Source organism: Paraburkholderia sp. XV, assembly GCF_020177535.1.
Taxonomy (GTDB): Bacteria; Pseudomonadota; Gammaproteobacteria; order Burkholderiales; family Burkholderiaceae; genus Paraburkholderia; species Paraburkholderia caribensis.
Genome location: NZ_JAGUUD010000001.1, coordinates 101397 through 126009 on the forward strand (window position 1 = coordinate 101397; position 24613 = coordinate 126009).

Annotated in this window: 33 protein-coding genes; 8 read left to right on the plus strand and 25 right to left on the minus strand. The window is 60.0% G+C overall.

The window, feature by feature from the left end:
• Nucleotides 1-10: 10 nt before the first annotated feature.
• Nucleotides 11-286 carry a hypothetical protein gene (locus KFO72_RS42390; RefSeq protein ID WP_412101748.1) on the plus strand — a complete coding sequence of 92 codons (276 nt, stop codon included), beginning with the start codon at nucleotides 11-13 and terminating at the stop codon, nucleotides 284-286.
• A gap of 65 nt (nucleotides 287-351) precedes the next feature.
• Nucleotides 352-702: an H-NS family nucleoid-associated regulatory protein gene (locus KFO72_RS00560; RefSeq protein ID WP_225031094.1), complete on the plus strand. Its 351-nt coding sequence runs from the start codon at nucleotides 352-354 to the stop codon at nucleotides 700-702.
• 384 nt (nucleotides 703-1086) lie between these two features.
• On the opposite strand, the gene KFO72_RS00565 is transcribed toward KFO72_RS00560, so the two are convergent.
• The 12 genes from KFO72_RS00565 to KFO72_RS00620 all read right to left on the minus strand — a co-directional run bounded on the left by KFO72_RS00565 (nucleotide 1087) and on the right by KFO72_RS00620 (nucleotide 10060).
• Nucleotides 1087-2376 carry a DUF2201 family putative metallopeptidase gene (locus tag KFO72_RS00565; RefSeq protein WP_225031095.1) on the minus strand — a complete coding sequence of 430 codons (1290 nt, stop codon included), beginning with the start codon at nucleotides 2374-2376 and terminating at the stop codon, nucleotides 1087-1089.
• Between the two features lie 7 nt (nucleotides 2377-2383).
• Entirely contained in the window at nucleotides 2384-3334 is a 951-nt protein-coding gene (locus KFO72_RS00570) for a hypothetical protein (RefSeq protein WP_225031096.1), read from the minus strand.
• Nucleotides 3335-3446: 112 nt separating this feature from the next.
• Nucleotides 3447-4466: an ATP-binding protein gene (locus KFO72_RS00575; RefSeq protein WP_103153806.1), complete on the minus strand. Its 1020-nt coding sequence runs from the start codon at nucleotides 4464-4466 to the stop codon at nucleotides 3447-3449.
• Between the two features lie 129 nt (nucleotides 4467-4595).
• A complete protein-coding gene (locus KFO72_RS00580; protein ID WP_225031097.1) occupies nucleotides 4596-4835 on the minus strand; it encodes a DUF3717 domain-containing protein in 240 nt (79 codons plus the stop codon).
• A 248-nt stretch (nucleotides 4836-5083) separates the two neighbouring features.
• The gene (locus tag KFO72_RS00585; RefSeq protein ID WP_225031098.1) at nucleotides 5084-5542 is read right to left on the minus strand and encodes a hypothetical protein; all 459 of its coding nucleotides are present in this window, start codon (nucleotides 5540-5542) and stop codon (nucleotides 5084-5086) included.
• Between the two features lie 11 nt (nucleotides 5543-5553).
• Nucleotides 5554-7197, minus strand: a complete 1644-nt coding sequence (locus tag KFO72_RS00590) for a hypothetical protein (protein WP_225031099.1) — start codon at nucleotides 7195-7197, stop codon at nucleotides 5554-5556.
• An 86-nt stretch (nucleotides 7198-7283) separates the two neighbouring features.
• Entirely contained in the window at nucleotides 7284-7565 is a 282-nt protein-coding gene (locus KFO72_RS00595) for a hypothetical protein (protein ID WP_225031100.1), read from the minus strand.
• 208 nt (nucleotides 7566-7773) lie between these two features.
• Nucleotides 7774-8253: a hypothetical protein gene (locus KFO72_RS00600; RefSeq protein ID WP_225031101.1), complete on the minus strand. Its 480-nt coding sequence runs from the start codon at nucleotides 8251-8253 to the stop codon at nucleotides 7774-7776.
• 10 nt (nucleotides 8254-8263) lie between these two features.
• A complete protein-coding gene (locus tag KFO72_RS00605) occupies nucleotides 8264-8656 on the minus strand; it encodes a hypothetical protein (protein WP_225031102.1) in 393 nt (130 codons plus the stop codon).
• An 89-nt stretch (nucleotides 8657-8745) separates the two neighbouring features.
• A complete protein-coding gene (locus tag KFO72_RS00610; RefSeq protein ID WP_225031103.1) occupies nucleotides 8746-9207 on the minus strand; it encodes a glycine zipper 2TM domain-containing protein in 462 nt (153 codons plus the stop codon).
• A gap of 72 nt (nucleotides 9208-9279) precedes the next feature.
• A complete protein-coding gene (locus KFO72_RS00615; RefSeq protein ID WP_225031104.1) occupies nucleotides 9280-9669 on the minus strand; it encodes a hypothetical protein in 390 nt (129 codons plus the stop codon).
• A gap of 106 nt (nucleotides 9670-9775) precedes the next feature.
• Nucleotides 9776-10060 carry a hypothetical protein gene (locus tag KFO72_RS00620; RefSeq protein ID WP_225031105.1) on the minus strand — a complete coding sequence of 95 codons (285 nt, stop codon included), beginning with the start codon at nucleotides 10058-10060 and terminating at the stop codon, nucleotides 9776-9778.
• Nucleotides 10061-10463: 403 nt separating this feature from the next.
• Between KFO72_RS00620 and KFO72_RS00625 the strand changes: the two genes are divergently transcribed.
• Entirely contained in the window at nucleotides 10464-10871 is a 408-nt protein-coding gene (locus KFO72_RS00625) for a hypothetical protein (RefSeq protein ID WP_225031106.1), read from the plus strand.
• A 97-nt stretch (nucleotides 10872-10968) separates the two neighbouring features.
• Here KFO72_RS00625 and KFO72_RS00630 read toward each other — a convergent pair whose 3' ends face one another.
• The 13 genes from KFO72_RS00630 to KFO72_RS00690 form a co-directional block, all read right to left on the minus strand.
• Nucleotides 10969-11343: a hypothetical protein gene (locus KFO72_RS00630; RefSeq protein WP_225031107.1), complete on the minus strand. Its 375-nt coding sequence runs from the start codon at nucleotides 11341-11343 to the stop codon at nucleotides 10969-10971.
• 110 nt (nucleotides 11344-11453) lie between these two features.
• Nucleotides 11454-12287 carry a PRTRC system ThiF family protein gene (locus tag KFO72_RS00635; RefSeq protein WP_225031108.1) on the minus strand — a complete coding sequence of 278 codons (834 nt, stop codon included), beginning with the start codon at nucleotides 12285-12287 and terminating at the stop codon, nucleotides 11454-11456.
• Complete coding sequence (locus tag KFO72_RS00640; RefSeq protein WP_225031109.1) at nucleotides 12284-12925, minus strand: PRTRC system protein A; 642 nt, start codon at nucleotides 12923-12925, stop codon at nucleotides 12284-12286. The genes KFO72_RS00635 and KFO72_RS00640 overlap by 4 nt, the downstream gene beginning before the upstream one ends.
• 8 nt (nucleotides 12926-12933) lie before the next feature.
• The gene (locus KFO72_RS00645) at nucleotides 12934-13662 is read right to left on the minus strand and encodes a PRTRC system protein B (RefSeq protein ID WP_225031110.1); all 729 of its coding nucleotides are present in this window, start codon (nucleotides 13660-13662) and stop codon (nucleotides 12934-12936) included.
• Nucleotides 13663-13673: 11 nt separating this feature from the next.
• Nucleotides 13674-14819, minus strand: coding sequence for a PRTRC system protein F (locus KFO72_RS00650; RefSeq protein ID WP_225031111.1), 1146 nt, complete (start codon nucleotides 14817-14819; stop codon nucleotides 13674-13676).
• A gap of 96 nt (nucleotides 14820-14915) precedes the next feature.
• Nucleotides 14916-15134 (minus strand): PRTRC system protein C, encoded by a 219-nt coding sequence (locus tag KFO72_RS00655; protein ID WP_225031112.1) that lies wholly within the window; start codon nucleotides 15132-15134, stop codon nucleotides 14916-14918.
• 8 nt (nucleotides 15135-15142) lie between these two features.
• Nucleotides 15143-15619 carry a PRTRC system protein E gene (locus KFO72_RS00660; protein WP_225031113.1) on the minus strand — a complete coding sequence of 159 codons (477 nt, stop codon included), beginning with the start codon at nucleotides 15617-15619 and terminating at the stop codon, nucleotides 15143-15145.
• A gap of 88 nt (nucleotides 15620-15707) precedes the next feature.
• Nucleotides 15708-17390 carry a PRTRC system ParB family protein gene (locus KFO72_RS00665; protein WP_225031114.1) on the minus strand — a complete coding sequence of 561 codons (1683 nt, stop codon included), beginning with the start codon at nucleotides 17388-17390 and terminating at the stop codon, nucleotides 15708-15710.
• Nucleotides 17391-17507: 117 nt separating this feature from the next.
• Nucleotides 17508-17813 (minus strand): hypothetical protein, encoded by a 306-nt coding sequence (locus KFO72_RS00670; protein WP_225031115.1) that lies wholly within the window; start codon nucleotides 17811-17813, stop codon nucleotides 17508-17510.
• A 218-nt stretch (nucleotides 17814-18031) separates the two neighbouring features.
• A complete protein-coding gene (locus tag KFO72_RS00675; protein ID WP_225031116.1) occupies nucleotides 18032-18382 on the minus strand; it encodes a hypothetical protein in 351 nt (116 codons plus the stop codon).
• 91 nt (nucleotides 18383-18473) lie between these two features.
• The gene (locus KFO72_RS00680; RefSeq protein ID WP_225031117.1) at nucleotides 18474-19499 is read right to left on the minus strand and encodes an N-6 DNA methylase; all 1026 of its coding nucleotides are present in this window, start codon (nucleotides 19497-19499) and stop codon (nucleotides 18474-18476) included.
• Entirely contained in the window at nucleotides 19496-19864 is a 369-nt protein-coding gene (locus tag KFO72_RS00685; RefSeq protein ID WP_225031118.1) for a hypothetical protein, read from the minus strand. The genes KFO72_RS00680 and KFO72_RS00685 overlap by 4 nt, the downstream gene beginning before the upstream one ends.
• Before the next feature lie 72 nt (nucleotides 19865-19936).
• Entirely contained in the window at nucleotides 19937-20158 is a 222-nt protein-coding gene (locus tag KFO72_RS00690; RefSeq protein ID WP_225031119.1) for a hypothetical protein, read from the minus strand.
• Between the two features lie 514 nt (nucleotides 20159-20672).
• Here KFO72_RS00690 and KFO72_RS00695 point away from each other — a divergent pair.
• The 5 genes from KFO72_RS00695 to KFO72_RS00715 all read left to right on the plus strand — a co-directional run bounded on the left by KFO72_RS00695 (nucleotide 20673) and on the right by KFO72_RS00715 (nucleotide 24607).
• The gene (locus KFO72_RS00695; protein WP_225031120.1) at nucleotides 20673-21380 is read left to right on the plus strand and encodes a hypothetical protein; all 708 of its coding nucleotides are present in this window, start codon (nucleotides 20673-20675) and stop codon (nucleotides 21378-21380) included.
• The gene (locus KFO72_RS00700; RefSeq protein ID WP_225031121.1) at nucleotides 21377-21700 is read left to right on the plus strand and encodes a hypothetical protein; all 324 of its coding nucleotides are present in this window, start codon (nucleotides 21377-21379) and stop codon (nucleotides 21698-21700) included. The genes KFO72_RS00695 and KFO72_RS00700 overlap by 4 nt, the downstream gene beginning before the upstream one ends.
• Nucleotides 21701-22004: 304 nt before the next feature.
• The gene (locus KFO72_RS00705; RefSeq protein ID WP_225031122.1) at nucleotides 22005-23234 is read left to right on the plus strand and encodes a DUF1173 family protein; all 1230 of its coding nucleotides are present in this window, start codon (nucleotides 22005-22007) and stop codon (nucleotides 23232-23234) included.
• Nucleotides 23235-23293: 59 nt separating this feature from the next.
• Nucleotides 23294-24067 (plus strand): hypothetical protein, encoded by a 774-nt coding sequence (locus KFO72_RS00710; RefSeq protein ID WP_225031123.1) that lies wholly within the window; start codon nucleotides 23294-23296, stop codon nucleotides 24065-24067.
• 87 nt (nucleotides 24068-24154) lie between these two features.
• Nucleotides 24155-24607: a hypothetical protein gene (locus KFO72_RS00715; protein ID WP_225031124.1), complete on the plus strand. Its 453-nt coding sequence runs from the start codon at nucleotides 24155-24157 to the stop codon at nucleotides 24605-24607.
• Nucleotides 24608-24613: the final 6 nt, after the last annotated feature.

The following is a 24613-nucleotide window of genomic DNA, read 5'->3' on the forward strand; positions in this document are numbered from 1 at the left end:
GATGATCCTAGTGGGCTTGCTTGCAGAGTTGGGATACGGCACGGCAACCTATGAGCAGATGCAGCGCGCCGAGGCCATCATTTCTGCCGCGTTCGATCGCGGCCGCGATGCGGGCGTCTGGTCTTTCAGCGACGGAGATTACGCGCACTTCGCGCTTATCGTGACCACATACGACGCGCAGCTCCAGCGCGCGCCGATGTCGGCAATCGCAGAGGCGAGCAATCGACTCGACCGGTTCCGCGCCGGAGAGTCATTTGAGGAAATCGCCGGTCAAAAGCGGCAATAGCACGGTGGCCAGATCCGGCCTCACGACGTCACGCCCCGACTGCGGGCTTTTTTTATCCCTCGCACATGAAGAAAGGAAAGATCGCCGACGGCGAAGCACGCGACCGACTCATCCTCTGGATCAGGAAGCGTATGGACGAATTCGGTATTACGACCGATGCGCTCGCGGAATCGATCCAGCACGACGTGGACCATCCGCCGATCTATCGCGATGCACGGGGCAATGAGTGGAATGGGCTTGGCGACATGCCCGAGTGGCTGCGTGCCGCAAGCCACGCTGGGGTCAACGCTGAGTTCTTTCGAATCGAGGCGCCAACGCCCTCGCCGCCCGCGATTTTGAGTCCCGCAAGCGGCAGCCGCGAGACCGACCCTCGCCAGCTGGACCTGTTTTTTTTCGGAAGCGAACGAAAAAGCTAGCAAAGCGAGAAGTTCCTCGCTGCAATTCCGACAAGCAGTTGTCGGCCCTCATCTTGATATTCAGGTTTTCCCCTCGCAAACTGATACAAAAAATACGGGAATCGCCGTTGTTTAGTCGTCCGTTGACTGGTTTTGTTGCCCATATTGAAATAGGCCCGTGAGCCGGCTCACGGGCCTAATCGATCCAGCCCGACCTCGCAGTTTCTCATTTCTCAGCGTATGTGATTGATTTTATTGATTTCACAACGATTGACTCTGCGGCGCTGTCTCCAACTAGGGTCGTAATTCATTGAACCGCTTCGGCGACGCGCCATGCACGCAGAAAAAAAAACCCCGGCACGCGGCCGGGGTTGGTTTAAGGGGGATGAGCAGATAAATCGCGCATCAGCAAATCACTTCGACCATCTCGCCGAAAGGCGCCTTCTTCGCCCGCTTGAGAGGCGTCGTCGACGCCCACAGAACAGGGTAGTCCGGTGGATCATCAGGAAACGGCCCGTCCATGTCGGTGAGATAAACCAGGAACGCAGGGCGGATGCCCTCTTTCGCGAGTCGTTCGAACGGCTCGACGAACGAGGTGCCGCCACCGCCACGTACGGGCAGCAGGTCGAACTCGACCGCGTCGCCGCGCTCGAAGATCTGCACCTGCGTTACGCGCGTGTTGCAATCCATCACGATCAGGCGTCGAGGTTGCACGCCGGCATTCACTGCGACGATTTCTGCAGCGAATTGCGCCTGCGTTTCATCCCACACGGAGCCACTCGAATCGCGAACGAACACCGCATCGCCAACTGCCGGTTCGTTCAACGATGGCAGATACAGGCCCATGTGCAGATAGCGACGATTCGGCATCGCGAAGCTGTAGTCAGTCGGCGACGATTCCTGCGCAAAGCGATGCAGGATCGGCCGCCAGTCGACAACAGGCTCGACGGCATCCGTTGCCATCGCCTCCAGAGCACCAGGCAGTGCGCCGCGCATTTTGGCTGCTTTCGCGGCCTGCAACACGGCCACCTTCCAGTCAGCTTCCTTCAACGCCTTGTCGTCGCCGGTGTACTGGCGGACCTCGCCACAGGAGGGCGCGGCATCGGGAGTCGCAGTGGGTTCGGAATTAGCGGACGGTGTGTTCGCGCCGTTCGCGTTTGAGGACTGCGGCGGGCTACTGCCCCCGGTTGCACCGTCTTGCTGCTTCGGCTGCGGAGCCGATTGCTGCCCAGACTGTGCATCCGGTTTGCCACCGTCCTGCTTCCCCTTCCCTTGCTGCTTTTGCTGCTTCTCCTTCTGCCGCTTCTCCTGCGCGAGAATGCCATAAATCTCCTCGGCTGACTTGCCCTTGAAGCGCGCATCGACGAGCACACCCTTTGGTAGCAGCATGCCTGCCTCGAGCACGATCGGATTGATCGCGTAGTCACATGCGTCGTTCCAGAGCTTCGGATCGCGATCGCCCTGACGCCAGCAGTGACCATTGTTCACGTGCAGAACTTCATGCGCCAGGACACCACGTGTCTCAAGGTCGTTCAGGCCGCCGAGGTACGCCGGGTTGTAGCCCAGCGATTCCCCGTCAGTCCAGAACGTCTTGCACGATGCGTCTTCAACTACCTTCAGTCGAAGCGCGAGCGCGCCGAAGAACGGCTGATCGAGGACGAGCGCGGTGCGCTGTTTCGAGATTCGCGGGTCCATGGCCACCTCAGGCAACGAGGCGAAGCAGCGGCGTCGGCTCCGGCTGAACGATCGGTTCGACCGGCGAAAACACCGACTCGCGGTCGACCATCGGCTCAGGGATCGTGCCCATGAATGCCGCCATCAGCCCCTCGATTTCCGAGGCCTTGGCCGCTACCTGAGAACGCAGCACGTTCGACTCCTTCAGATCCGCACCCTTGTGCACGGCGAGATGACGCTTCGCCTGCTCGAGGATGTGATTGAGCTTCGGATCATTGGAGAAGTTGAGCTTCGGCAGCAGGTCGCACAGCTCGCGCACGTTGTTCGTGACGTCCAGGCGAACGTTCGTGGCGCCGTAAAGGCGATCAGCAAGCTTCGAGACTGCCTCGTACAGACGGCCGACCAGATCGTTGTTGGCCGTCGAGATCGAGGCCAGCACGTGCTGATCGATTTCCGTACGCAGATCGGTCAGCACGTCGGGCGGCAGGTCCACACCGAACTGGCTGGCATCCGGGAACGGCAGCACAGCGAGCTTGACGCCGAACTTGCCCGACATCTGGGCGAGTGTCGGATAGTCCGCCTCGTTGTACAGGTCCTTTTGCTCTTCGCGTGCCTTCTCCTTCAGGTCCAGATAGTCCGTCAGGAACACCGACACGGCCAGCTCGAACTCGTCTTTCATCTTGCGTAGCTGATCGGCGACGTCCATGTAGATCATCGTCGGCAGCAGGCGCACGCCCAGCTGGTCGTACTGCAGCGTGTGGGCGTAGTAGTAGGAGCGGATGCGATTGCCGATCGAGATCACTTCGTGATAGCTCGGCGCGTGTTCAGGCAACAGACGCTTGTTGAAACGGCCGATGCCCTTGGTATGGTGCTTCGCCTCGACGGCTTCAGTCGCTTTCATGTCGAAGCGGCGACCCTGCCAGGCGGAGACGGTGACAGACGAGAGCATGACTTTCGACTTCAGTTCGGTGATGTTCATGGATAACTCCAGAAAAGATAGGGAATGGATCCAGCGGAAAGAAAAAAGCCACGGGCCGCGCGTGGCGGGCCGTGGCAACAGAGAAGACAGGTACAGCGGGAAGAGCTCGTGCTTACTGGCCGCGAATGATCTGACCGAGCGCAGAACCCTGTGCGCGAATGAACGCGTGCGTGTTCTGCAACTCCGGCTTGCGCCGGATCGCGTCACGTGCGAGCAGCGCCGCAAATTCGCGGTGCCCCTCGCCGATCAGCCGGTCGTTATATGTCAGCACTCGATCGAAGTTGCCTTCAGTCGAGTGCGCTGCCAGTGCCGTGCTGACTGCGTAGAGCGCAGCGGGCGTTTCTGGAATCGGCGCACTATCCGGTGAAAGCAGGATGGCGTCCGGCGATGGCAACTGACGGTAGATACCGAGAAAGCTGATCAGCTCGGTCGCGGCCGCTTCGCCGACCGATCCCGCATAGGAGATCAGTTCAAGGTCTTGCGGCACGACGCCCATCGTCTTCGCGACGAACCCCCAGGTACGGGGGCTTGCGGAGTTTTCGATGTCGCGCGACTTCTTCTGCACGTAAAGCAGATCCGGCCGGAAGCGCAGAAAAGCTATGAGTTCCGCCGGCACGTTGTTGCGCACAGCCCAGGCGGTCCACGCGTCGATGCTCGGCTCCAGTTCCACCACCGTCGCGAAACGGGAGATGACGGGATCGAGGATGCCTGTCACGCCCGCGTTGTCGCTGCGCCGGTTGGTGGCCGCAACGAAAGTGACGCAGTCGGGCAGAACGTGCTCGCCGATGCGACGCGCAAGCAGCAGTTGCATCTTTGCTGCCTGCACGGCGGGCGACGCCTGCCCCAGATCGTCGAGGAACCAGAGCAGTGGCGTTGTTGCGCTCAAGGCGCGTTCAAGGTCGCCAAATGGGAGAAAGCGGGCAATGTCGCCCTTGGGGAACGGCAGACCTTTGGAGTCCGTCGGATCCTCGACGACGGGGTGGCTGATGAGCAGGCCGTGACCGGTCTCATCAGCAGCCTGATCGACGATATCGCTCTTTCCAACGCCCGCCGGGCCGGTGATCAGCACCGGGAGACGCTTCGGGATGAAGGCACAGAGTAGTGCAAACAGTTGCTCGGGATTGACTTTCATGGGGTACCTGAAAAGGAAAGGCCCCACGAGACGACGCCCCAGGGGACGTGGTCCCTATGGGGCGAGTTGAGTGTGCCGCTTCAGCGGCCGTTCGATGCGTCAAGAGACGCGAGGAAAAGCGATTCGGCGTTACGCCAGCGCGCCAGCCAATGCAGCCAGTTGCGCCTGCGTGAGCGACTCGCGCGACACCGAGGTTTCACGCGTGAAAATCAGCTCGCCGTACAGATCGGCGAGACAACGTGCTTCAGCACACAGCACCAGCACATCCGCTTCAAACATAGACGGATTGCGGTTGCGCCAGACGTTGATCGCGGCTTCGATCTGCGGGATCGAAATGCAATCAGGATCGGACGTGTTGTGTTGGGTCATGGGGTCCTCAGAAGTGTAGTACCCCGGTGTCGCCCGTAAAGGGAAGACGTCCCCCAGGGCAGACTTGTTGCCGGAATCCGGCGGCTCGATGCGTCCGGGACGCGGGTGATGATGAAAGTCTATGCTTTGAAAGCGCCGCAAATTCCCCGAATCATGCGCAAAACAACCCCGCTTTGACCGCGAGCCGATAACTGACGGCGAAAAAAAAAGCCGACGCTGAGCGCCGGCTGTGTTTCAGAAAAGTTACTTCAGAGTAGCGGGGTCTGCGCGAGGCGTGCGCCGTCAATCCGGGCAATCATCGCCGCTTCCCTCTCGCGGAACACGCGTGACTTTTCGGCAGCCACGCCGTTGTGCTTTTCCATGACATACGAAAAGCAGACCGGGTTGGCCGGGCCGCGCCACGCTTTCCACTCTCCCATGATCAGCTCGCGCACTTCGACGGTACACGCGAAGTACTCGCGTCGCGCGTCACGCCACTGGCGCGCGAAGAGGTCACGCATGCGTTGCTCACTGCGGTCGTACATGCGCTCGCGACGCTCCTTCTCTTCGTCGACCGACAGCGCGCGAGGCGCTTCGATCTGGTCAGCAAACAGCGGATACGCGTGGGCGATCTTTTCAGCCGCACGCTCCTGTCGGCGCAGGTGCAGCGTTTCCATGCGTGACGTCCAGCGATAGCCTTCGTAGCGGGGGTACCGATCGAATCGCATGACCGGCTCCCTCAGGCTGCAAGACGTTCGAGCATCGCGCGGGCGTAATCCAGCGTGCCGTCCTTCGCACGCAGTGTTCGCGCCTCGCCGCGTTCGGGATTCACGAGCGCGTACTGCCTGCTCGCGCCCTTACGCCAGTCACGGATCTCACGGAAGCCCTCCTCGATCGCGGCTTCGACATGCTGTGCGCCGTCGATGATGACGCCGTCGGAGCGCTGATACTTCGTGCGTTGCGCCGCTTCCTTCGCTCGTTGCGCATCTTCCGCCTTTCGTTGCGCCGCCTTGCGTTCCGCATCAGCCGATTCCCAGGCTGCCTGAGCCGCTTCATCCATTCCGCACAGGGCGAAGATTGCGCGACGCCGGGTTTTCGAGTTACCGCCACGCAGTTTGAAGCCGTAATGTTCTTCGACGGCGCGCTTGCTGCTCCGGTTTCGATCGTCGGGGCTGTCCAGCACCTCCAGCAACAACGGGAGGTGATGCTGCTCGATGGCGACGGCCATGCGGTTTGCCCATTCGAAGGTTTCACGACCATGTGAGAGCAACGCCATCTCACGCTCCAGCTTATGCCGTCGCGCAGTCGTGCGCCCCTGGGTGCGCTCCATATCGGCCCTGTCCAGAGATTTGTCCCGCTTCGAGTCGGCCAGAATCTGGCGCAGATGCCCGGCGAAGGCATTCACGGGTGTGCCCAACGTCAGCGGCTCGTTGAACATCGGCGGCAGCGATTCCGCGGACAGGATACCTGCCGCGAAAAGCGCGTCGTCGACCGAGACGAAATCACAGGCAGCCGGCAAGGCGTCGACGGCCGCCACGATCGCATCCACGTTCTGGGCGGTAATCGGCAGCTTCGCGGCTCGCATCACCGACGCCACCCATCGATGTTTCTCGGCCGGCAGACGCCCGCGTAGCTCGACTACGTTGAGCAACGGCTCGGCCCACTCCAGGTCGTAGCGAAAGGCGCGCTCCATCTTTCGATAGTCTCCGAGGACCGCATCAGGCACAGGCTCGTTGCGTAACAGTGCGTACGCTACGTGCACCTCATGCCTGGCGTTCACGCCACCACCCGGCGCGGGCGGGCCGCCTGCCCCGAAGCCAAAGCGCTCAACGGCTGCGCGATGGAACAACGGCGACAGGTCGAAGAACTGGCGGGCGTCGCGCGCTGCTGCACGTTCCGCATCAATCTGGCTGCTGGACAGAAAGCGCTCCGGCGCGCGAGAAAGATCGAACAGGCCGAACAGTTCGTCCCAGTGCGCCGGGCGGATCTGCCACGGCTTCGGCTCCGCGCCATATTGGCCGAGCCAGTGCGCGCGGACCTCGTCAAACAGGCATGCCACCACTTCGGCAGCAGTACCAGTGCGGCGGATCGCCAGCTTGCCGTTGTAGCGGGTTACGCTCGCGGCAGCGCTGTCGCACTCCAGCCCGATAAGCGCCGTTTCCGCTGCCTGCACGCGCTCATCACGGAACAGGGACAGCACACCGGCCAGCGTGGCGACAAGGAAGGTTTCACCGGGAATCGTAAGTTTGTACATAGGGAGTTGGCTCCATAAAAAGAAGCGGGGCCAACACCCCATCTGGGGACGTTGGCCCCGATTGGGTTTGAAGTAGGGAAATGCGGCTGAATCAGTCGAGATCGAGCATCCGCGAAACGATCGCTGCAATCGACCACGCGCGGGAGCGCGATAGGCTCTTGATACGCATCAGCCCGCGGTTTTTCCAGAATCGCGTATCACCGCTGACGACGAGTTCAACGACATCGACGCGGATAATCCAGCCTTCCGAATTTCCACGTTCGATCGAGAGGCTCATGCGCTTCGTCGAACATGTTTCCGGCCAGCTTGCGTTTCCCGACAAGCCACAGATCTGTATTCGCGTCGTTGACGAAATTTGCAGACGAAACCCACTCGGGTTCGTTTTCGGTCTGGCGCAGCGCGCGCTCAACGTGCGTTACGACTTCGTCGACCGTCTTGCCTTCCGGGTCGAACGGAGCCGCGGCAAGTGCGACTGGCAAATCAAAGGTTTCAGACATAGAGGGTCCATAAAGCAAAAAGGCCACACCCGAAGGTGCAGCCTTTAAGGAAAAACGGACCAGTTGAATCTGGCCCGCGTCAATGATCAGCGGGATACGCGCAAATGCCGACGTTCGCGCTCCGCCTTCCGGCCGAGGTTGCTCATGTGTTTGCCATACGCACAAATAGCAATCGTCAGGATTAGCGCAACTACACCGAAGCCCATAGTCATTCTCCGTTCATGGAATCCATGCCCTCAGTGAAGGTTAGCACAATGATCGCAGCGAGCGCGGCCTCGTTCAGGATGGCGGCCCCCGTCCAACTGCTGGTCGAGTGCCAATACCCAACGAAACCCGCCAGCGAAGCGACTGTAAGTCCGTGACAGAATCGTCCGAACTGCTGTCGTTGGTCCTTGCTCCACGCCTTTCCAAGCCGACCTAGCGTCCGCTTCCGGTCGACCTGCTGCTCGGTATTTGGAGCATCTGCCGCGCCGACTGCAAAGCTGCCGTCTACGCGATGATCCAATGGCGCTTTCAGCCCGTCTATCACAGCATTGACGACCGGCGGTGCCTCCGTGGCGCTGAATTCGCGCAACAGAGAAGCGAGGCGCTCGGACGGGAATACTTGTTCGAGCTCGCGTGAAAAGGACGCCTGGTCAGAAATGACCATCCCAGACGCGTATTCGACGGTGATTTCGACAATTTCCATCGATACCCACCTATCGGCGTTTGCTGTCCAGACCCGCGGCCAGCCGCAAGCCTATGAGCATTGCATCGTATCCCTCGCGGGACGACAACTGCTCGAGTGCGACCGTGTTATCGCCACCGCCCGACATATCGGAGCGGCCTCGACGGGTACGGAAGGAGACGGCGACCTTTTGACGTGTGGGCGTGTCAGCCACCTCCAGCATGACAGCCGGAGTGCGCAGCATGACACGGCAGCCGCGACCGCGGCGGGCGGGTTCGGCGACGATCTCGTGCTCGCTAGAGCGAAGACGAAGATCGCGTGCTACACGACGCAACATCTGCGTCGCATGATGGGTGATAGCCGCGTCGGCAGCCGCGCCCGCACTGCGGCGGTCGGCATAGAACACCTTCGGAACTTTGAACATTGCTGCCTCGAAAAAAAAATGCGAGGGTCCCTTTCGGGACACCTCGCGATGAAGGATTGGGCCGGCCAAACCGGCTTTTGAAGAGCGGATCAGTGCGTGACGCGCAGACCCGAATTGGTGGAAATCAGAAGCACGTGTTCGCCCGGAGCAAAACGCTGGTCGTCGGGTTGAGCGATGACCACGTTTCGGCCCGAGTTCGTGCGCACGATGATTTCGAGGCCCGAGTGATGCGAAAGGACCTGTGAGACCTTCTGCGTGATGAAGCCCGATGCGGCACCGGACAATGCGCCCGCGATGTACCGGCCGGAGCCGTTGCCGATCGTTTGACTTCCGAGGAAGGCTCCGACGCCCGCGCTGATCAGCGAAGTCAGCCCGGAGCTATCCGAACTGGCCTCAATCGTGATTGCGCGGGTGCGAAGTACCGTACCCTCTTCAACCGTTCCGCTGTGCTGGACGTCATAACGCTGGTACGTGTTCGGCGAACCGAAATCGACACCGGCGCAAGCCGACAGCATGGATGCGAGAACGAGACTGACGATGATCTTGAACATTTGATTGCCTCAACGAGATGAGGGGCAACCATCCCGTCAGGGAGGTTGCCCTGACGGGGAAGAGATTTTTAGTTAGTGAGCCGCAGCAAAGCGAAGACGCAGGTTCGCGTTTCGCTCACGCGCACCCAACCAGCGCACTGCGATAAGCAGTGCAGCCGACAGCGGTGCGAGAACAAAAACGAACCAGAAACCGACGCCCTGCAGGAAAGCGCCATATGCGTAGCCGTGTCCGGTGACGGACTCGAGCATGAACGCGGCGAACGACAGTTGATGCGAATCGACGTGCGCCAGATAGGCATCGACAGCAGCCGGTCCGGAAGCACGCAGCAGGTCAAGCTGGCTTTGCGCTTCGAAGGCGCAACCTGAAAAGACCAATATGCAGCCGATTGCAGCGAGAACAGCGGCAACGATCAGGATGAACTTGAACGAAACGGCCGTGGCCGCATGATTGCGATTCGACATGGAACAGCTCCTTGAAAATGCGGGAGCCAGTTCCCGGTGGGATTGGCTCCCAACGAGAGAAAGATAGTTGCGTCAAACGGAGGTGTCTGACGCATTGAATTGCTGGTTACGACGAAATGCGAGTGAGGTAATGCAGATCGACGCGACCGCTTTTGACGAGCTCGCGCTCGGCATCAAAGGGGATTTGAAAATCAAACTTCACGGTGGCCGTTCCGTCGCTCCACAGATACAGAATGGAGCCGTGGAACTGCCGGATGGGCAAGGTTGCAACTGCTTGCGCGAAAACGCGTTGGTTCTCACGAAAGCCCCACTTTTCCGGGATACGTTCAGGGTCGTTGGCGATTGCCAGGAACTTGACGAGCTCCGCGGACTGAGTGACTTGCTGCAGCATGGTGCGGCTCCTAAAAAAACGGGAGCCGGTCCCGTTGGGATAGCTCCCAACAGGGTTGACAGACGGGGTTGCCCGTCGTGGACGACCGGCATTTGCCGGTCAAAGGTATGAGCACTCCAGCAAGCCGGAGTGTTCTTTCGATGCGCAGAAGCGCGGGTGATACGTTGATTTTAGGACCGCTACCACTCGCCGTTAGTCGGAAACATCAAGAAAACCGCCCCTCTTTCGCCGCGTAGTGCTCGTCGCGCGCGCTTGACTTCCCTATATAGCTGCGAACATGAATCACCGGTCCTTGTTGCCGCGCTGGTGTTTTCCTGCCCGATCGTCACTGTCCCTACAGACGCTGGTCGCTTGTGCCCATACACCGGCTAACCTGCCCCCTTAACCTATGAGGTCTTTAACGATGCAAAACCGCGACAACGGCCTGATGATGGCCATTCTGATTCCTTGCATACTTGCTGTTGCAGCGATCCTGTGGATCTCCCGTGCGATTGGAGCCAGCTTCGCATCCGTCTGTTCGACGGCTACGTCGCTTGTCGTTGTTATTGTCGCACTCGCTATCCTTTGGCGATTTCTGGACGCCTTCGGCCTACAGATCCTTGCCGCCTTTCCCGCGATTGGCTGGGCGACGATCTGGCCGGTCCTGACCAGCATCGCGAACGGCGGCAGCGATTCTGAATCTTCGTTCCGGCCGTGGCGTGAGCAGTCTTTCATTGACAGCGCGTGGATGACTTGGGGCCTCGAAGCTATTTTCGTCGCGTTGCTCTGCCTCGCCGTGTTCCATGAATATCGTCGCCGTCGCTACTGGTAACCGAACGGCAAATAAAAAAGCGCCGCTCCCGAGGAACGGCGCTGGCTTCGATATCAGGTTGTTTGCTAAGTGCTCGCGACCGGTACTTAAACTCCATTCAAGGACACGGTCCCAGATCTTGGTCACCGGAAGTCTTCGGTACATTCTCACCCACGTAACCAAGCAGGCGAACCGAATAGGCTCCGGCGATCTTCCGCTCCATCTCGTCTACAAGCGCTGCAACGGCTTGCTCAACTGCGGTTTGCGACATCCCGATCGGGAAAATCGCATAGGCTCCCGCCAGTACATTCTCGCCGGCACTGGTGAAGTCGCCATTGGCGAGCCACCAACGGCTGCATTCTTTATCGAAACTGAGCCAGATACTGGCCTGTTTCGGTGCAACAACCGTCTCAAATGTCTTACTGAAGGCATCGACGAGTCGATCTTTGCGCCAGCCGTGCGATGCGAGACCGGCGGCAATCGTATCTTTCATAATTCTCTCCACGAAATAGATGAGATGGGGTTGGAGACGCCGTGACGGATTGCTCTTGTCAGGGGCATCTCCAGAACCAAAAAAAGCCGCTTCCCGAAGGAAGCGGCATGTCAATTAGCTCCGGTCGATTTTCGGCTTTTTCGAGCCTTCTTTTCCTTGGGCTTGGGTGCCTCGTATCCGAAGCGCGCCCACGCTGCCGGGTCGATCGGAATCGGATTGGTCCGACCCGTCGCCAGGTTTACAAACACGCCGGAATACTTCAACGACCGCGTGCGGAATAGCGTCCAGAGAAGATTGAACGCCTGAACCGCAATCGCGGAGTTGATGACCAGCGACTGCTTGCGCAGTGCTTCAGCCATCGAGCACGACGGCGTATCGTCGTCAGCATCTTTCGACGGGTCGACCAGGTCCGGGAACAACTCCCCTACGTGCGGCAACCGCGCCGGACTGGTCTTCCTTTTCGCCCGGGGCATGGTCTGTCCAAGCACCACCTGCCCTCGGTCCGTGTCGTTCCCGCAGTCGAGGTAATACGCGGCCGTCTCCCCGATTGTGTCGAGAATTGCCTTTCGGGCAGCACGCGTATCGACGCACCCGATAACGAGATCGACATTGAAAAGCGCCGTGCGACCGCTCAGGCGTTGCGTGACCGCCCGCCAGTTGGTGCCCATCAGCATATTCAGCCGGTTGACGATCAGCGACGCTTTGTAGCTGCCGACGTCATTCGGATAAAACCCCTGCCGTCCGACGTTAGTCGGACTGACAGTATCGTCGTCATACACCATGCACTCGATCCCCCCGGGGTGTCCCAGTTCGATCATGGCGTGGTGCAGGCGCGCGAGCGCGGGCAAAACTGCACTGCCCGTCCCTCCCGCGCCGACGACGACTACTCTCCAGGGGCGCTGTACCATGTGCGCCGGAATTTCATGGCTGATCACGTCCGTCATACGGCCTCCGGTACGCGTACGGCCTGATACCACGTCAGCGGCGCACGCTCCGTCTCCTCGAAAATCCCCTTTGCGCACAGGCGCACGGCGATACTCGGATTCGGACGGTCACAGTTCCCGATGACAAGCGCCATCTTCACGTCATGGCGGTCATCGTCGTTATCGGTTGACGAAAAGTACGCGGGATGCCTGCCGTGCGAATGGCAGTCCATCACCAGCACTTCGTCACCCGACAGCGCCGGCGGCTGATACTTCAACGAGCCGCCGGTATGTGTGACGATGCCCACTGGCGCCAGCCGGAAGGCCTGCGTCGAAGGACTCCACACAATCCACGCACCCGTTTCCTTTGGATGCGCCTTGCGGGCCATCTCGGCAAAGGAACCAACGAGGTCCGCCGGGATCGTCTCGCACAGCAACCGGGTTGTCGGGGTGACCCGTCCGTACGGTATGGCCGTGCGAACCCTGAACTCCGCGACCTTGCGCACCAGCGAGAGCCAGGGACGCCGGATCTCGATGAACACGCCGTCTTCAGCGACCAGCAACCGCTCGCCCGCCGCCTGCATTTCTGCGACGGCTTCGTTGCGCGGGACCATGACGGTCGGAAACGACCGTTGCAGTGTCATATCAAGAATATTCATGTTTATTTTCAGCCTTTGGGGCCCCGCGCGATCAGATCGCCGAGGGTCCGTTTCATGGGCACGAGACATTGCAGGGGAAACTGCTCGCCGTACTTACCGGCCAGCATTTCCTTCCAGAACGCAAATTCGCCTCGTGGGTGATTGACACGTTTTCCACCCGCGTTGGGATGGGTGAACGCAGATTCGAAAAAGCCGCTCTCCCACCCATCAATCGACGCAACGTCGATGCGGGCGGGTACACGGGCGGAACCAATACAGATGGAACCGTGGTCCCACGTGTTGAAGTACGGTGGTTCAAACAACGGCGTATCCGGCGTCGGCCGAGCAACGCCGTCGAGCGCATAGACGAAGAAGCCGTTAGTACGCGCCTGAAAGATCAGGCCCGGATGCGGGACCACTGCAGTGACGGTGCCGAGCTCGGCGCAGTCGAAAAACACCCGACGCATTGTCGGCCGGCACCACCAGGTCACTGCGGTCCGATCGATCGCGAGCACCGTCTCAGGCAGAAACTCCGCATTGGCCGCACAGCGTTCGGCCAGCGAATCGAGCGCCGTGAACAGCGCCTCACGGTCAACCGGTCGCCCCGCGCCAATCACTGGACGTTTGCCGGTGCTTGTGACGGGATGCGCGGTAGCGTAGATCGGACTTTGCGAGTCACGTGATTGTGAGTAGAGCAGGATTGCGCCACTCATCACCAGGTCGGTCGAATGCCCCGTCGAGAGAAGCAGATTTTTCATTTGCTGTTTCCTTAGGCACTACGCGTGAGCAAAGCTGCCACGCGATCGACCTGTCGAAGAATGGAAAAGCCCAACGACCAATCGGCGTACTGCTTGCGGATTTCGTTGGGAGATTGAGCGAGCGCGATGAACCCGTGAAACAGGGATCCATCGCCACCGCAGTTGAAGTACTCGTAGTGCGTGTCGAGGATGTCGCCGGTGTAGACGTCATCACACGCCGCGATCGAGGTTGCCGCGTAAATCACTTCCGGTCTGAAAGACCAGTCGAACAGGGCGCGAGGACCGGCACGAGTAAGCAGGACTGTCAGACGTTCGAGCTCCGCGCACAACATGCGAACCCAGCCGGTCTGCGTCCACTGAAGACGTCGTAACGCTTCGATACCGAGCGCTGGATCATTGCGCCAGCACCGACGTTTGGCGTCCCAGCGGCCGATTTCCATGCTGGGCGGGCAGACGTCATCCCGAACCACCGAGGGCAGGTAATGCTGGAACTCCTCCGGATCATCGCCAAAGCGATCTTGCAGGAGCTTGATCGCGTCTTCATCGTCACACCACGGATCACCGTCCCAGTTCCACTGTGCGAACAGGGACAGGAAGTCATCCGGCGTCCGCATGACCAGCGTACGGAACGATGCCCGGTTGATGAGAATCAGCGCCGTAGCAAGAAGGCGCGGGTGCGCTTTCATGAGCGGTGCCGCGCGCCCCTCGATCACATAGACATGGTCTTCCGGTGTTTCGATGCCCAGATACAGCGGTGAGATGGGCTCAAAATCGGACGAATCTGTTTGGTACATGATCTGTTCCTGGACCGCATTCGTATCCAGCAAATACGGTTGAAACAGCAGACGTTTCATCGCGCCACATTCGCGACGGATCCAGGCGAACAGCGCCTGTGCCATCGCGTCGCCAGCATTTGAAAAAGTCTTTACATCGGCTGCCCTGACGGGCCCCGATGTAAAGTGCTCACCGACAAGCGCGGTCACATCGCGATCTGCTGGCCACTTCAACGACGGTCGCGCCACAACGGCGCGCGACAGATCGGGAAGCGTTAAAAGATCATTGGCAGGTCGACGTCGGGCAACGGCACGCTGTGCCGGTTGCCAGCTGACGCCCTCGAGAGCGAAGTCCGCATCAGCAGGCCGAGGATCGAAGAACATTGCTCGATCTCCTTGTCATGAAAAAAAACCGCCCTTTCGGGCGGCTCGGTAGTGGATTGCATCGCCTCATCAGCGATGCATTTCATCAGCGCGCGCTTACGCATCGCTGCCCTTGGCACCGGCCGCACGCAAGAACGTGTAGCGAGCGATTTCTCCTTCGTAGACCGGGCCCTCGATTGCGGCCGTGGTCAGCTCGGGATACTGGGCGGAATACAGATCGCGCACCTCTTCGGGAGAAAAGGTCGCACCGGGATCGACGAAATTCACGCCGTTGTAGACGAACTCGCGAACAAGACGGGCGATGGAAATGGACATGGAGAACCTCAACCGAGAAGAGAGAGAAGATCAGTACCGGCGGAGGTATCCGCGGCACTCGCAGGCGTTGCAGTGGCGGGCGCTGCCGACGTGGACGCTGACTGGTCGTCATCGTCGTTGTCGTCATCACCCTCGTCCTCGCTGCTGGCGTTCGACTGTCCGGCTTTCGCCGCCGTCTTGCTGCCTTTCGCGAGAGTCTTCTGTGCCTTCGACGCCTGGCTCTTTTCCGCTTCCTGCAGGATCGCCGCCGTTGCTGCCACCTGTTCGGAGAGGGAAGCATGCGCCGACGAATAGGAAATCACCGCGGCCGCGAAACCCTCATCGAGTTCCGCCGGCGTTGCGGTCAGCACGAGCGGCTGACGCAATGCGGCTTCTTTACCGTCACCTTGAGGCACGACCACGACCGCCATGCGATCGTTGTCCATCTTCAGGGTGAGTTGCAGCTTGCCGCTGGTTCGCACCAGCGCTTCGAGTTGCTGAAACATGGAATTACTCCGGAAAAAGGGGAAACGCCGCGCGAAGGCGGCGTATACATATAGAGGGGGTACGGGACGCAGAACGCGCCCCGCGATTTCAGAACATCAGTACCTTCGGCAGCTTGCCCGCGTAGTCGAAACCTTCGACCGCGAGCAGCGCCTCGATGACTTCCGGCTTCGATTTCGCGAAGACTTTCTTGAAGTTGTCGCCAAGCGCAGCACGAATGCCAAGCTCATCGGCGAGCACCATCATTTCGGACTTCGTGATCAGCTCCAGAATCTCCTTGTCGAGCTTCCAGTGCTTTTTCAGATCCAGTTTGTGTGACTTGCACAGCTGCGTCAGGTTGGCCACGTCCAGACCTTCGATCGCAGCGAACAGCATCGCGATCATCAGGTCCGCCTGTTTGCTTTCGTGCGTCGCTTGTACGGCATCGACCGCTTTTGGCAGATTGGCCACCGGTGCTTCGGTTTCAGCGATCCGCTCGAAAAACTTGCGGAACGCACCGTCGTCAATCTGCCGGGCATGACCGCTCAGCACGATTGCAATCAGATACTGGCGAGCCAGTTCGTGATTCATGCCGATGTCCATACGCAGCGCCTTGCGCCACAGCTTCACGCGATACGCCTTCACCCGCTCAGACTCGGCGACAACCGTGACTGACGGATTCGTGGACGCTGGAGCACTGGCGGACTTGATGCCCGTGCCATTCGCGCTCTTGACCGCCGGCGCCGACTTCGCGCCATCAGCCTTCGGCGGCTGGGACGCAGCCTTATCAGCCTGGATACGAGCCGCCACCTTCTTCATGTTGCAGACGGTGTCGAAGCACTGACCGCGATACACCTTGCCGACGGAATCCGGCAGGCCACTTACCGCCGCGCCATAGTTCGCGCAGGCATGACAGGCTTGCGCCTGTTCAAGGCCAACGCCCTTCGGCCCGTCGACGGCAAGTTGCACTCGCGTATTGTTGTCACCAGCCCGCACGATACGTACGGTCTGGAACTCATCGCGCAGGCCTGCGGCTGTCGCCGCAAGCTGCTTCTCCGTTTTCTCGTTGAAGCAGGTGCGATTCGTACAGTTGCCTGTGCCGATCGCCTCGCCAAACATCTGCGCCTGGGTCGACGAGTTGTGCGGGCAGCCCGCGCAATCCGCCTTGTCGAATATGGCCGAAGCCAACGCACACGAAGCCGATTCCACCAGCTTGCGCACGTCGGCGGCCGACCGCTTCTCCGCAACGACCACGGGCAGCACCTTGTCCTGATTCTCTTTCGAGAGCGCAGCCAGCAGTTCAGCATGAGAGATGTTGATCTTGCGCTCGCTCAGCGCATCGAGCACCGCGGTCGAACAGTTCAGCAGCGCGAGGCGGCTATCCAGCGTTGCGCGCGACCAGCCAAGAATCTTGGCCGTCACATCGCGATCGCCGCCTTGCAGACCAAGCAGCTCTGAAGCATCGCGGGCTTCTTCGGCGGGGGACAGGTTATCGCGCTGGATATTTTCGGTGAGCGCAATACGGCGCGCCTCGACTTCATCGACGTCCTTTACAACGATGGGCATCGCGAAATCTTCACCGTGAGCGTCCATGGCGCCGCGATAGCGACGACCACCTGCGATAACCTCGTAGTCGAAATCGTCCTCCGTTACCGGGCGGACGATGATCGGCGTATCAACGCCATGCGCGCGAATCGACTCGGTCAGTTCCGCCATCGCCTTCGGATCGAAGTACGTACGCGGATTGCGGCCAAGCTTGATGCGCTTGAGGGGAGCAGTAAGTTGTTGTTGCATTGCAGGTTCTCCGAAAAGGGAACCTGCTCCCGATCGGGAGTTGGTTCCCGATGGGGTCTAAGATGGGGGCCGGATGTCCGGCGGATCGATGCGTCAGAGACGCGTTAAAGCGGGTCTTCAGTGCTCAAGATGCGGGCACTGCCAGAATTCGTGACCCTTGAAGCAGAAGGAGCACATGCCCGACGTTTCCTCCTCAGCCTCCTGGATCGCAATGCCTCGCTTCCACGACTCAGCCAGGTTCGGCTCATCGGCGAAGTAGATGGGCACCGGCAGCGAGCCATCGCTTGCAGTTGCGGCGTCGCGCTGACCCAACGCCTCAGCGTCAGCCATCGGGACCGCAAAGCTGTCATCGTTGGGGTCAACGATGGAGGCTATCTTCGCAATCGCGAACGCGATGCGCACATCAAGGTAGGCATTTGACATACAGGTTCTCCGTGGAGGGAACCTGCCCTTTCGGGGGTGGTTCCCGAAGGGGTCAAAATGGATGCCGTGCGAGCCGGCGGTTCGATGCGTCAGCGACGCGGATGATTCATCAAAGATACGCCTCCGAGATAAGGCGAACCCCCGAAAAGCTGCACAAATCCATGCTGCTAAGAAGAAAAAGGCCCACCGCGATGGTGGGCCCTGGTTCAAAGGTGGTCTCACGGCGCGACGCTATTGCGCTGACACTGTTCGAGGACGAGGCGTGCGATCGTCTTCGCAAGCGGCATCGCTACCGAGACTTCGCGCTGGTCGGCCGGCGCTTCCAGCACATTCAATACAAAAGCCATTGAATCGACGACAGGTGCGCTACCGGTTGCGTGATTAGCGATCCATTCGATTAGGGACGCCTGATCGCGCTTCCAGTCCCTGTCGTCATGAACATAGCCGAAGCGTTCGCAGAGCAGTCGATGGAAATTTTTGAACTCGTGCTCTGCTCGCGCGCTGGCCTGAGTGCCGCCATCGGTCGGCGAGCTTAGAGAGGTGTTGCTGTCGGAAGAGTGAGGTTGCACGGCAGATTCTCCTGAATGGGCGTCTGCCCCCAACGGGAGCAGACTCCCGTTGGGATCAACAAAGGTGCCCCCGTTATAGGAAGGCTCCGGTTTAGAAAAGCGTTAGCTGGTCAATCGTATCGAACACGGTGCGTTCTCGTGTGCCGCTTGCCAGCGACTGCTCGAAAAGCTCAGCCAGCGACGTTGCACTGCGACTTACCTGTGCAGGCGTAGTCTGCGGTGTTTCGCGTTCCAACACCTCCACGTCCGCAGTTTCGACCTCTGCTTCGATAGCGACTTCCGGCAATACATCCGGCGACTCAGCCACATCAACGGCCGGCTGCTGTTCGAGCGCGACCGAATCACGAAGTAGATCCGCCTCGAGTCGACGCCGTAGCTTGAACGTCCAGCCTCCGAGAATGTGCGCGGGCGTGTACCAGGTGCCCCACACCTCCATCGACAGCGCGTTGCCGTGCACGACCGTTGCGGGAACGTGCAGCAGCGACAACTGGACGTACGTCATGTGGACGCAACACGGATCGATATCGATGCAGGTTGCGTGCATCGCCTGCTGAAAATTGTGACCTGCAGCGAGGATTGAATCTGCCGCGGCGATCACCATGCCGCCAGCGCCACAGGCCGGTTCATGGACCCGAAGAAAGCCACGGCGCTCAATCTCCTCACCGACGTTTCCCATCAACATCATCGACATCATGCGGGACACGCTGTAGGGCGTGAAGAACTGCCCTGCCCGATCGTTGCCGAGGCCTAGCATCATGTACGTCTCGCCAAGGACGTCGGTCAGGCCACCACTAACTGGCAGACCATCTGCGGTTTCCTTGCGGATCACCGCCATGCGTTGCCCGAACGATTCAACGAGAAGACCGAGCATCTGCGGGAACCGCTCAACTTCCTCCCGCTTGTACTTGCCGACGATCTCCAGGTAGCGCTTTTCGCGCGCCTCGAACTGCGCGCGATCGGCGCTGTTGCTGATCGCGAGCGCGCTCATCTCCACAAAATCGGAAAACACCGTGTGCAGATGGTGGCCATAGGAAAACGACTGGATGAGCTTGACCAGCTCCTTCTGTGCCGAGTCCGCTGTCAGATCGTGCTTGCGTTGCGCAGTTTTTCGGCTCACAGCAGATCCTCCACGGGGCCAAGTTGCGCCTGAAGAACCGCGTACAACCGGTCAAAATCAGGAACCTCTCCCAGCGCCAGCGAACGCTCCACGTCAAAGCCAGCAAGCCGGAAGATCGCGGCCCGATCGACGACGGGCCGCACCGACCGCGTTGCGAACCCGGTACGCGCCTTCCAGATGATGCGGGTGGCCAGCGTCTGATACGTACGGCGCTGCTCGCTGATCACCTGTTCCGTTGACGCCACGCGCACCGCAGGATCAGGCGTCTCGCCAAACAGGCGCTTTTCGGTTGCAGCAATGGCGCTGTAGTGACGCCATGCCGCCGTCTGAGCGTCGATAAAAGTCTGGATGAAATGATTAAACATGCCGGATTCCAAAAGTGATCCGGGGCGCATCCCCATCGGGGCGTGCCCCGATGGGTAGGTAGATGGTGCTGTTCAGATGCCGTAGTACCGGCGTACCCGCCGACGGCGCTCGGCGAACGGGCGTCCGCCGGTAACCGAGAGAGGTGCTTGCGCTATGAGATGACGCAGAGCTGCCGCACGAAAATGCGCGGAGTAGCGCTTCTTCGCCCTGACGATCCGCAGCAACTGCTCATGAGGCAGGCCGTAGGTCTGCCAGACCATCAGGCCGAATCGAAGAATGCGCTGTCGGTTCATGGTGTGCTTCCAGTCGAGATGACGGGAGCACGCCCTTCGGGGGTGGGACCCGTCGGGGTAAATAGAAAACGCCTGCAGGTGCAGGCGTTCGGTCGATGCGTCATGGACGCAATTGATCAAACCATCTTAGCGCCACCGACAGCCGCCTCAACAAGAAATGGAAGCGTAATTCGTACGCCTTTTGCCGAGAGCCTGATTGGATATCCGGGCAACCTTATCCACAGATTTTCTGGATAACCCTGTGGATATGTCGTCGGACGCGAGTAGGCAGGCGTTCAAGCCGGCGTGCAAAAAGGCGCGGCACCGGGGCCGCCCCCGCGAGCCGGCTCACGGCCTTAACCCGGAATGCTCGACAAAACCATACAGCTTTTGAGCCATGTTGGGCTCATGGCTTTAGAGCATTTCGCCATGAAAGCTCGGCGGAAGCCATCACCTTTTGGGGCTCTTGCCAGTGGCCGGGAATCCGACAATCAGTTACGCCCGTGCGTGGGCATCATTTCCGTCTGAGGACCCTATGTCGAAACCGAATTACCCAACGAACACCGCAGGAACTCTCGCATTCGCGGCCGCCGTCGCGGCATGCGTATTCGTCATCCTGATCCCCGCAGGTCTGAGCGACGGCTTCTTCCTACCAGCACTGACCTCGGCCCTCGCCGCATTCACCGTCGAGTTCGGGCGCCGCACCCGAATCCGCAAACTCGTGGAAAGGCGCGACGAGGTTCAGCAATCCGGCTCGAGATTCGAAGTCATCGTCAACGACGCACGTGTTGGCGAGATCGGCGTGATCGAAACAATCGATATCAAGCTCAATGCGTTGAGCGATGCTCGTAACTATGCCGCTCAGTTCATGAATCTCCTTGCTTTCCTCATCAGGTGCGCTTTGCTATCTCTCGTGCTGACACCGGTGCTGCTCTTCTGGGCGTTTGTGTTTCAGGCCTGGATCGATCCCTCAGGGTCGAAGGCCATCATGTCGACGTTCCTTCAACTCCAACCGGCCAGCGTGATGACGCTCGGCACGACACTGATCACGTTCTGCATGACAGTTTTCATGCTCACCGTGGGTTGTAGCATCAGTTTTGGTCCGAATCTTGGTCTGTCGAACATGTTCCGACGCGCCGTCGATCGCGCGATTGCTGCAAAGCTTGAATGTCCGGTACCCGGCCGTATCCGCCTTCGTCCTGCACGCCCAGTGCTGGCTGCCGTTGAGGAAACGCAGCCGTGATCGACCTGTTCCTGTTCCCCATCGCGGCAGCCACCATGGTCTTGTGGGCGGTCTGGAGAGTTCTCTCTCCCCTTGCGCAGGCCCACCACTGGCCAACATGGCTCTCTCTTGCGTTGATGGCAACGGTGATAGCGGCGAGTGTTGTTCTGAGCATGCTTGCTGACCTTCGGCGCGAAATCCGCGATCGACAGCTCAGGCGTGAGAAAGACGTGATGCAACAGCGGTATCCGCTTTGCCATGTCACTTTGCTCTCAAGCGGCAAGTGGTTCCTTACCGACAAGGCCACGGGACGGGAATATCGCCCCGACGAGTGTCACTGAAACCGGAACGCCAATATGTCTATCAATACGCCGCTACCACCCTGCCCCGAAATCACTATCCCGCTTTTCGCCTCGGCCGACCGCCTCGTAGACGCTGCAATCGGCTTACGGTGGCCATCATGGACACCCGTCGCCGCAACCGCAACGGTCGTCATTGCCGCGACTGTTGCCGGATCGATCCTCGCCATGCGGAGCCTGCGTGTCAGGAGGCCTGCGGATCAACGGCGTCGCTCCTGAGGCCGATGCGCCACTTCTTTTTGCCACATGGCCGCCCGAGCGCGGCCATTTTCTATGGTGAGATCCAATGTTCAATGTATCTTTCGACGGCGGCACGTTTCCGCTCACTGACGTTCAGGAAAACCCGGCGCGGTACGTCAAGCGCCTTGAACGGGCCAAGGTGACGCCGGGTTTCGCCATCTGCATGTGCGATACCAATGTTCCTCCGCTGCAACTCGTCATTCGTCGCTACGGCTCATTGCTTCACCTTGCTGGTTGGCCAGAGGACGGCCATCGGCACAAGCGCGACTGCGACTTCTTCAAGGACCCGGACGCCGCGAAGCCTCCCAATGGCGGCGACTCGACGGCCGCGATCCTCACGACTCCCGCAGGGCTGAACGTCAAGCTGGACGCCTCCCTAACGTTGCGCGAGACTGCCACTGGCTCACGCGGTTCGGCCGCACACACTTCCACCCGCCAGAGCCGCCGGACCGCGACCCTACTGGCGTTCCTCCAGACATTGTGGGCCGAGGCTGGCCTCAATCAATGGTTTGGTACCGCGACGTGGCGCCATTGGGGCCATTGCAACAGCCAGTTGCTCGCCGAAGTCGGCACCGCGCTGATCAATGGCACCGACGCACAGGATGTCCTGCACATCATGCGTCGGTTCGATGAAGCTGATCGTGCCGCGATCAACGCCGAGTTCGACGCGTTCATGGCGCGGCTGACGACCGAAAAAGGAGCGACTCGCCGTGGACTGATTATTGGCGAGGTTAGCGAAGTCACAGCTACACAGTACGGGCACGCGCTGAGTCTTCGGCAGAGCGCGCGCAAGTACTATGCAAGCTCCAATCTGATCGAGCACACGGCGCATTCCTATCCTCACGCGTGGCGCTCGCTCGGCGATCGCCACGCCCGGGTTATTGCCCTGCTTCTCGTTGAGCGAACACCGAAGGGCCACGTGAAGGTGGTCGACCTCGCCGCAATGCTCTGCTCTCACGCGTTCATCCCATGCGATTCGATCCACGAAGTCGCGATGGCAAACAGGCTTGTGGCTGAACGACGGGACTTCATCAAACCTGTGCGCATGCTCGACGGCGACGACATGCTCCCTGATTTTGTGCTGCGTGACACGGCCACCGAAACTCACATCGAGGTTTACGGGATGAACGGCGTCGAAGTATACGAGGCTCGTAAGGAGCAGAAGCGGGCGCTCCGACATGCACGTCAGATTCCGGCCGTTGAATGGGATGTAGATCGCAACGCGCTGGAGTCGGTTCGACTGCCGGAAGCCAACAGACGTCGTTCGGCGACTTGACTTGCTCAGCTCATCGATACGGTAACTACACGCCTTTCTATACGCCCGCCGGAGAAGTCATGCTGCCCCAACTCGCCCAGATACTGCAGGACACCCTCAATTTCACACGCTACGCCGCGTCGCCGTTCATTCTCAACGGACGGCCCGATTCGACACGCAAATGGCTCTTCACACTTCGCGAGCAGCTCGTCGCCGTTGTCGAGAAGATTGATGAAGCATTAAAAGCGCTCGATAACTCCATCGAGCGGAGCGACGCTGACTGGACCGACGAAGAACGCGTCCTAAGCCATCAGTGGGTGACGCACCGCTATCCCAACGAACCCGTGGCCGTACAACACGCACTGCGCGAGGCGTGGCGCGACGGCCAACGCATGAGAGCCGCACACCCTGATACACCCCCTGATAGCGGAGGGCGCGAGTTTGAACGGCTTGCACTGCTCGCACTGCGCAAGCTCGTGCCGTACGACGCGCGAAACAGGGGTTGGGAGAAAGCGGTCCAGGATTACGTCGACGGCATACCCGTCGTTCGGCCGCACCGCTATCTGGCGATTAACCGGATTGCCATTCGCGACATTTTTCTCAGGCACGGGATAGCCCCCGCTGGGCCCCAGGGTGACGTGCCATCGGAGATCTACGAGGCGGTCGATGAACTGCTCGATCACGTTCACGCCCTGGACGAATACAAATGGCTCTACCGCCAGGCTGCTCTTGACCTCGGTAAGATCCGGCGCTCCCTCAACATTCCCAACGACGAGACTGCGATCGTTGCCGGCACGCCCTTGATCCTTGAAACGATCGCCCATCTCAAGCGGCCTGTTCAGTCAGCCGAATAGCCTCGCCGCTGCCCCTTGACTTCGCCGTGCATGCGGCAAGATCGATGCATGCCCGCCTGAGCGGGCCATTCTTCCAACGGAGCACTAATGCAAGGAAAGACGCTCTTTCTGGAACGCGCGGTCTCCCGCGCGCTCGACTGGCTCGGCCGCTACCCTGCGCTCGGATGCGCAAGCCATGATCCACAATCCATCTCCTCCGGGCGCCAGGTGGTTGCGGCCTCTCTCACCGACGACGGCGTGCGATGCGTCTTCTTCAGTGCTGTCGGCTCCGTCCTGGACTTCACTGCAACGTGGGCCGAACTCGAACGGGCGAAAACGTGGTGGTATTTCGTCCAGCGCTGGTATTTCTGGGTCGTTCCCGATGAGCAAACATTGGAAACGATCAACGTGACAGCGTCGATGTTGGACCATCTGGTCGTCCCGTCGCGGGTCGACCACGCGTCGGACGAGTCCTATCTCAGGTGGCTCGACAACATCGAAGCGCGTGCACGTCTGTGCGGTCGGCTTGCAGCGTCGCGCCTTGAACTCGAGACGGTCTGAGCGGAG